We start from the raw sequence: 8,878 nt of genomic DNA on the forward strand, positions 1-8,878 counted from the left end.
GCTATATGAAAGTACCCTATAATAAAAAATATATTCAAAATTTAAAATCAGGTGGAATGATTAATGATAATAATGCTTTGTCAGGTATTGCAAACCATGTCATAGAAAATATGGAAGAGGATTGTTGCTATATTATTGGAGCAGGAACAACTACAAGAAGAGTTACTACAGAGATGAATGTTGATTATACTTTGCTGGGTGTCGATGTTGTCTGTAAAGGTAAGTTGCTTCTAAAGGATGCCTGTGAAAGAGATTTGCTTGTAATATCAAAAGATCGCAAATGTAAAATAATTGTATCCCCAATTGGCGGGCAGGGTTTTTTGTTTGGAAGAGGCAATCAGCAAATCAGCAGTGATGTAATCATGAACGTCGGGAAAGACAATGTTTGTATAATAGCCACCCCAGAAAAAATGATGGCTTTGCTAGGTTCACCATTGTTAGTTGACACGGGAGATGAACAGATGGATGATTACTTGAAAGGGATTTATAAAGTAGTTGTTGGATACGACAATTTTTATGCATGGAAATGTGAATAGTTTCAATAAATATTCATATCGAACTAACGTTATTCTAGTTATATCACAAATATGGAGTAGTGATGCATTTTTTTTACTCCGTTAATTCTCGGTTTTCTATTGACACGAATCGTATAATATGGTATACCATTATTAGCACTCTTTGGATGAGAGTGCTAATAATTTTTATTTAAAGGGAGAGATTAATTTTGGCAAAAAAGAAATTCAAAGCAGAATCAAAAAGACTGCTGGATATGATGATCAATTCAATCTACACTCACAGAGAGATATTTTTAAGGGAACTTATTTCAAATTCTAGCGATGCAATAGATAAGATTTACTATAAGGCTCTTACTGATGAAAATCTGGAGTTTGACAAGAACAATTATTTCATTAAGATAGATATGGATAAGGAAAACAGGGTACTGAAGGTTTCAGATACTGGAATAGGAATGACAAAGGAAGGTCTTGAAAGCAATCTTGGTACCATAGCAAAGAGTGGATCCCTTGCATTCAAGAAGGAGAATAACCTGAAGGACGGACATGATATAATTGGACAGTTCGGAGTAGGATTCTATTCAGCATTTATGGTTTCAGATAGTGTTACTGTAATATCAAAGGCTCTTGGAGAAGAAACTGCTCACAAGTGGGAATCAAATGGTACTGCAGGATATACTATTGAGGAATGTGAAAAGGATTCAGTGGGAACTGAAATCATACTTAAGATAAAGGAAAGCACAGAGGATGACCAATTTGATGATTATCTGGAAGAATATAAAATTAAGTCAATCGTTAAGAAGTATTCAGACTTCGTAAGATATCCGATAAAGATGGAAACGTCTAGTACCAAGCTTAAGGAAGGTACAGAAGACGAATATGAGGACATCACCGAAGAGCAAACTGTAAACAGCATGGTTCCAATCTGGAGAAAGAACAAGAATGAGCTTACAGATGAAGACTATGGAAATTTTTATGAGGAAAAACGCTATGGATTTGACAAGCCATTGAAGCATCTCCACGTTAGTGTGGATGGAATGATTAGATACGATGCAATAATGTTCATACCAGGAAGCATACCTTTTGACTTCTATTCAAAGGAATATGAAAAGGGTCTTGAGCTTTATTCAAGCGGAATACTTATTATGGAGAAATGTCAGGATTTGTTGCCGGACTACTTCGGTTTTGTTAAGGGAATGGTTGATTCAGAGGATCTTTCACTTAATATTTCAAGAGAGCTTCTACAGCATGACAGACAGCTTAAGTTCATAGCAAAGAATATTAAGACAAAGATAAAGAACGAACTTGCATCCATGCTGAAGCATGATAGGGAAGATTACGAGATTTTCTATAATACCTTTGGTAGACAGCTTAAATATGGTATCTATGACAATTATGGAGCAGACAAGGATATTATCCAGGATCTAATAATGTTCTATTCTTCAAAGGAAAAGAAACTGGTAATTCTTGATGAATATATAGAAAGAATGCCGGAAGACCAAAAGTTCATATATTATGCAACTGGAGAATCCTACGATAGAATTGAAAAGCTTCCACAGACAGAGCTTGTAGCAGATAAGGGATTTGAGATTCTTTACTTTACAGAGGACATAGACGAGTTTGCTATTAGAATGCTCATGAACTACAAGGAAAAAGAGTTCAAGTCAGTATCAAGCAACGATCTTGGCCTTGAAACTGAAGAAGAAAAGAAGGAAACAGAAGCTGCAAATGAAGAAAACAAGGAAATGTTTGACCTTATGAAGGATATCCTTGGAGATAAGGTGAAGGCAGTTAGAATTTCAAAAAGACTTAAAAATCATCCCGTATGCATAGCAAACGAAGGTGAAGTTTCAGTAGAAATGGAAAAAATCCTCAGTCAGATGCCAAATGGACAGGAAGTAAAGGCGGACAAGGTACTTGAAATAAATTCAAGCCATGAAGTTTACCAGTCACTTAAGGATGCTTATGAAAATGACAAGGACAAGCTTGGTCTTTATACAAAACTTCTTTATAACCAGGCTCTTCTTATTGAAGGACTTTCAATAGGAGATCCTGTAGAGTTTACAAACGATATCTGTCAGTTGATGAAGTAGATAATATTGTTGGAAATATTATTCAACAGTAAGAATACGAGTTCACGGCAAGATTAATAGATAGATTATAGGTTATTTAAAGTTCATTCATTACAGATTGATTAGTCTGTTGTGAATGGGCTTTTTTCTTTGAATAGCAACCTTATAATTGATTATAATAGCAAATGATAATATAATTTACATATGATTATAAAAATCGGAGGACAATATGATTGCTGGCATACCTATTAAATCATTTATCATAATATTTGGATTGTTTGTAGTTTCTACCCTTAGCCCTTATATTTTGATGAAATACACTGAAAAGAAGAAATTAAATGGATAAGATAATGATATACCTCATATCCTTTTCCATATATTCACTCCTCATTTTGATTGCAGGAAAGGGAGGACTAAAAAAAACAGAAACAGTGGAAGATTTTTTTGTTGGTGGAAAGTCAATGAAACTGATGCCGTCAATATTCACCTTTACTGCAACCTGGTTCAGCGTCGCTTCCATGGTAGGCTTTACGGGATCCGTCTACTATTCGGGATATGAAGTACTGCTCATGTCTGTCGTAGGCTGGTTTTTTGGTGCAGGCCTTCTCGTTCTAATTGTAGACCCCTTAAGAAAATACGACCTCATTACCATACCTGAATATTTCCACAAAAGGTACGGGTCAAGGAAACTCCAGGTATTCGGAGGATTGACGGTGATTTTCTGCTATATAATGTATATAATAATCCAGATAACAGGCTTTGGCATAGTCGTTTCAAAGCTTCTTGACATCAACTATACCATGTCCATTTTCATGGTCTATCTTTTCATAATTTATACCACATATGGAGGGTTTTTCTCAGTAGTAAAAACTGATACACTGAATATCATAATAACTATTCTTGGAGTAATAATAACTGCATACCTTACAATAAGCAGATTTGACTCCATTTCCCAAATTAATATCATGGCTTCATCAATGGATTTTGGAGATTCCAAAAATATATTGGAGTTTAATGCGTCTATCAGTGTAATTGTTACCACTTCAATAGCCTGGGGTCTTGGACTTGCTGTTAATCCACAGTATCTGACCAGGATTTCATCAACAAATTCTTCATTGACCGCAAAGAAAATGATATCATATTCTGTTTTTATACTTGCATTCATGTATTTACTTCTTGCCCTTACAGGCATGGGGGGAAGGGTTTTGGCTCCTGAATTAAACAATATTGTACCTGTAGATGAGATATATTCCCATCTAATAAACGACACCATTTATTCGAAATTGAGTGGAATGATACTTATAGGTATTGCAGCGGCTGCAATATCCACAATAAACTCTCAGCTTCTCATATTGTCAAGCGGCTTCATGATAGATATAATACCAGCGATTTACAAGAAACCTATAAGACAGGACAGGGTGCTTAATTATTCAAGATTGGTCATAGTGGTTGCGGCTACTGTAAGTTTGGCACTTTCATTTACTCCGCCATCCAGTCTTTTGACCTATGGGTCAATAATATGGTCCATCTTTTCAATAACCTTTTTTATTCCAATTTATGGTGGAAGCATTTGGAAGAAGGCGAATAAATATGGTGCAGGTGCATCAATAGTTGCAGGCCTTGTAGTCATGTTTTATTGGTTACAGAAACAGGGCTTTTTCAACAGCAGCTATAGTATTCATCCTGTTATACCTTCCTTTATAGCAGCTCTTGTATTTTTTATTCTGTTTACATTCATAGGAGAATTGTATGAAAATAAAGCTTGATATAGAGAACAAAATACTGTTTCCATTACTGGTGCTGGTTATCATGCCTATAATAGCTTTGGGAATAACTTCATATTATAGTGCCTATCAGATGCTGTCGGAAAGACAGGTTATACATATGGATGAGATGATGGAAAATATTAAGGTTATATATGAACAAAATGAAGGAAGTCTCCAAGGTATAAGTATTGATGAGGACATCTATGAAATATCTATTTTACTAGGAATGGAGTTTTCACCTGACGAGGGTGGACGTGGACATGTAGTCACTGATGACCAGATCATATCATATGGTAAAACCCAAGGAAACGAATATATAGTTTTGAAATATGACAAGAACATATTTTCTAGAGAGCTTTTTTATTTCCAGAAAAATTCCATATTAATAGCAATAGTTTCAATGTTGGCAGCGGCACAAATTATCATAGTACTTGCTTTTAATATTTCAAAGCCCATAAAGAAGCTTACTAAAACTTGTAAAGAAATCGAAGAAGGAAGATATATAACTTTTGAAAAATCACACAGAAATGATGAACTTGGACTTCTGGCAAACTCCTTCAACAAGATGATGAATACAATAAATACTAAAACTGAAAAGATTGAATATCTGAGGGATATAAATGAAAAAATCATTGAGGATGCTCCCATAGCCTTGTTTCTAATAGACGGCAGCAACCAGATGTATAAGCACAACAAGATAGGGGAAGACTTCATGTCTCTTGATCTTGTGGAAAAGAAAACTTCAAGAAGTCTTGATGAATTCATCAAGGCTGTTGATGAAAATGATGTTTATGTCTTTGAAGATAGCGATGGAAACGACCATTATCTGGACATGGCCAGGACTGTTATGCCTGATTTTGGAACTATAGTCAGTATTTATGATATAACGAAAAGAAAGGAAATGGAAAGCAAGATGGATCATATGAACAAGCTTTCCTCCCTGGGAAATGTAGTTGCCAGTCTTGCCCATGAAATAAGAAATCCCCTGTCGGGTATAAGGGCGGGAATGCAGGTTCTCCATAAAAGATACAGTGGAGATGAGTCATCAGAGGAAATATATGATACACTAATAGGTGAGGTTGATAGACTCAATTATCTCATAAATGATATATTGAACTATTCAAAACCAGGAAAGCCAATGAGGCTTAAATGTAACTATAAAGAAGTGCTTGAATCTAGCTTTGACCTGTACAAGGACAGCATGGCAAGTATGAATGTAAAACTTGAAATAGAGAACAATGCGGAAATGGTAAAGGGATACTGCGATCCAAACCAGCTGAAGCAGATATTCATCAATATAGCAACAAATGCACTGAATGCAATGGACAAGGATGAAAAGAAACTGAAGGTGAGCTTTAGCAATTCAAAGGGTACCGGTGGAAACAGATATATAAAAATAGTCTTTTCAGACAACGGTAGAGGAATTAAAAAGGAAGACATGGACAAGATATTCGACCCCTTCTTTACATCATATAAAAAGGGAGTGGGACTTGGACTTTCAGTTGTAAGCAAGCTTGTAACGGAAAACAATGGAAAGATTGCAATAGAAAGCATTCACGGCAAGGGAACTGAAGTGAAGCTTAGATTTGAGGTGACTGAAGATGAGTAGAATATTGATTATTGATGATGAAGCAAGCATAAGGTTGACCCTTAGGGAAGGACTTAAGGATTTCGGTCATGATGTTGAGACGGCGAAAAATTCAAAGGAAGCCTTTGAATTTAATTCGGATTTTTCTCCCGAACTCATAATACTGGATATAAATCTTGGATTTGAAAACGGACTGGACCTTATTGAGGATCTGAAGGAATCAAATCCAAATGTGCAAATAATAATTTTGACAGCCTATGGAGATATAAAGACTGCAGTTGCAGCCGTGAAAAAGGGGGTTTTTGATTTTCTAAACAAGCCCTTCGACATGGACGAGCTTCAGTTTATAATAGAGAAGGCCCTTGACCTGAAAATCATGAAGAACAAGATCTATCTTCTTGAAAAGGAAAAACAGCTGAACAGGGTGAAGTTCATAGGGGAATCTCCAATAATAAAGATAATGCTTGACAACCTTCTAAAGGTGGCTAGGATGAATGATGTCACGGTCCTCATAAGAGGAGAGTCTGGAACTGGCAAGGAACTTGCTGCTGAATATGTTTATGGAAACAGTCCAAGAGTAGATAAGCCCTATATTAAGATAAACTGCGCAGCCCTTCCAAACAATCTTGTTGAAAGCGAGCTCTTCGGATATGTGAAGGGGGCTTTCACTGGTGCAGACAGAGAGAAGGTCGGACTTATTGAAGCAGCCAGCGAAGGAACCATCTTCCTTGATGAAATTGGTGAAATTTCCATTGAGACACAGGCAAAGCTACTTCGTGTTCTTGAAAGCAAAAAGCTTATGAGGGTAGGAAGTGTAAAGGAAATACCTGTAGATGTAAGGATAATAGCGGCAACCAACAAAGACCTAGAGGAAGCAATCAAGGATGGAGAATTCAGGGAGGACCTCTATTACAGACTCAACGTCTTTCCTGTAATCATACCACCTCTTAGAGATAGGCTTGACGACTTAGATCATCTTATAGAGTATTTTCTTAAGATGTTTTCAGTGAAGTTCAACAAGAAGATTGAAGCTTCAGCTAACTTCATAGAAAAGGCAAAGAAATATAGCTGGCCAGGAAACGTTAGAGAGCTAAGCAATATGATAGAAAGGCTTTGCATACTTTCATCAAACAAGATATTGTCTGATTCTGACTTCGGTATCTTCGGCGAGACCGATACTAGAGGAAGTAAAAGAGATGGACAGAGGGAAATTGCTATTCCAAAAGATTTCGACCTTGAAAAGGAAATAGAGAAAATAGAAACAGAATATATCAGGGAGGCTGTAAAGCTTTCAGACAGCAATATTTCAAAGGCTGCTGAAAAACTTAAGATATCAAGATACTCTCTCATGAGAAGGATTGAAAAATACAATATTTAGGGTGCGTTATCGCACAATTGTGCGAATTTGAACATTTTTTCTGTGCGAAATCAAACATATTGACGAAAACAAGAGGCATTTGCAACGCTGTATGTATGGCATGCTAATTGCAATATATTTAACCATACCAATATTTTAGGGAGGTTAACGATGAGTTTAAGAAAGAGTTCAACAACGAACCAAAATGAAGTAAAATCATCAAAGGGAATTATGGCAAAACTTAAAACTATGGGACCTGCAGCAATAGTAACAGCGGCATTCATAGGACCTGGTACTGTAACAACAGCATCTCTGGCAGGTGCAAACTACGGTTATGCACTTCTGTGGGCAATGGTTTTTTCAGTGTTTGCAACAATAGTCCTTCAGGAAATGTCTGCGAGGCTTGGAATCGTAACAAGAAAGGGTCTTGGAGAAGCTTTGAGAGAGCAGTTTAAGAACCCTGTAATGAAATATGTAAGTATTTTTCTTGTAATATCATCTATTGGAATAGGCTGTGCGGCATATGAGACGGGAAACATTCTAGGTGGAGCATTGGGACTTGAAGCAGTAACAGGCATATCAATGAATATCTGGGGTCCATTAATGGGAATCGGCGCATTTATACTTCTTTATTCAGGTAGTTACAAGCTAGTTGAAAAATTCCTCGTAGGACTTGTAGTGGTAATGAGTGGTATATTCATAACAACGGCAATTATAGTAAAACCGGACCTTGCAATGATAGCAAAGGGACTTGTACCTTCAGTTCCAGAAGGATCCGTATTCATAGTAATAGCACTTATAGGAACAACAGTAGTACCTTACAATCTATTCCTTCATTCTTCAGCTGTTCAGGAAAGATGGAAGGATGCATCGGGTATAAAGGAATCAAAAGCAGACATTATGGTTTCTATGATCCTCGGTGGACTCATATCCATGTCAGTAATAGTAACTGCCTCTGCAGCATTCTTTGGTACTGGAATATCAATTACCAATGCAGGAAATATGGCTCAGCAGCTTGAACCTTTACTTGGACCTTGGGCGAAAAACATCTTTGCTTTTGGACTTTTCAGTGCAGGATTATCTTCTGCAGTTACAGCTCCTCTGGCAGCAGCCTACGCAACCGCAGGGGCTCTAGGATGGGAGAAGGACATGAAGGACAAGAAGTTCAGAATAATTTGGATGGTTGTTTTGGGTATAGGAATCGTATTTTCAGCAATTGGACTTAAACCCCTAAGCGCAATAATCTTCGCTCAGGCAGCAAATGGAATCATGCTTCCAATAGTTGCAATATTCCTTCTATATGTAATGAACAACAAGTCAAGACTTAAAGAATATGTGAACTCAAAGACATCAAACATCCTCGGATTTATTGTTGTTATCGTAGCAATAGGACTTGGACTCAAGAGTCTTGCCAAAGTATTTGGATTAATGTAATAGACAGATATGAAAGGTGGACTTATAATCCACCTTTTTTTGCTTAAGAAAGTTAACTATTAAGAAAGCTAATCATTAATAAACTGGAGTGATGAATATGAAAATTGATTTAAACAGTGACCTGGGTGAAAGCTTTGGTGCATACAAAC

At 36.7% G+C, this 8,878-nt stretch carries 6 protein-coding genes; all 6 read left to right on the forward strand.

Annotated elements, in window-relative coordinates; all coding sequences use genetic code 11:
* A partial coding sequence (locus tag AC3AX0_RS03275; RefSeq protein WP_487548879.1) for an ATP-NAD kinase family protein occupies nucleotides 1–536 on the forward strand: 536 nt, incomplete at its 5' end.
* Nucleotides 537–724: 188 nt separating this feature from the next.
* Nucleotides 725–2,605: a molecular chaperone HtpG gene (gene htpG, locus AC3AX0_RS03280; RefSeq protein ID WP_487548880.1), complete on the forward strand. Its 1,881-nt coding sequence runs from the start codon at nucleotides 725–727 to the stop codon at nucleotides 2,603–2,605.
* Nucleotides 2,606–2,922: 317 nt separating this feature from the next.
* Entirely contained in the window at nucleotides 2,923–4,350 is a 1,428-nt protein-coding gene (locus tag AC3AX0_RS03285; protein WP_487548881.1) for a sodium:solute symporter family protein, read from the forward strand.
* Nucleotides 4,334–5,959: a sensor histidine kinase gene (locus tag AC3AX0_RS03290; RefSeq protein ID WP_487548882.1), complete on the forward strand. Its 1,626-nt coding sequence runs from the start codon at nucleotides 4,334–4,336 to the stop codon at nucleotides 5,957–5,959. The genes AC3AX0_RS03285 and AC3AX0_RS03290 overlap by 17 nt, the downstream gene beginning before the upstream one ends.
* Nucleotides 5,952–7,316, forward strand: a complete 1,365-nt coding sequence (locus tag AC3AX0_RS03295) for a sigma-54-dependent transcriptional regulator (protein WP_487548883.1) — start codon at nucleotides 5,952–5,954, stop codon at nucleotides 7,314–7,316. The genes AC3AX0_RS03290 and AC3AX0_RS03295 overlap by 8 nt, the downstream gene beginning before the upstream one ends.
* A gap of 210 nt (nucleotides 7,317–7,526) precedes the next feature.
* Entirely contained in the window at nucleotides 7,527–8,729 is a 1,203-nt protein-coding gene (locus AC3AX0_RS03300) for an Nramp family divalent metal transporter (protein ID WP_487548884.1), read from the forward strand.
* The last annotated feature ends 149 nt before the right edge of the window (nucleotides 8,730–8,878 follow it).

The organism is Dethiosulfatibacter sp. (genome assembly GCF_983023055.1).

Excerpts from the sequence above, each read along its gene's own strand:
- AC3AX0_RS03290 (WP_487548882.1), top strand. The coding sequence starts at position 4,334 with ATGAAAATAAAGCTTGATATAGAGAACAAAATACTGTTTCCATTACTG.
- AC3AX0_RS03300 (WP_487548884.1), top strand. The coding sequence starts at position 7,527 with ATGGCAAAACTTAAAACTATGGGACCTGCAGCAATAGTAACAGCGGCA.
- AC3AX0_RS03295 (WP_487548883.1), top strand. The coding sequence starts at position 5,952 with ATGAGTAGAATATTGATTATTGATGATGAAGCAAGCATAAGGTTGACC.
- AC3AX0_RS03285 (WP_487548881.1), top strand. The coding sequence starts at position 2,923 with ATGGATAAGATAATGATATACCTCATATCCTTTTCCATATATTCACTC.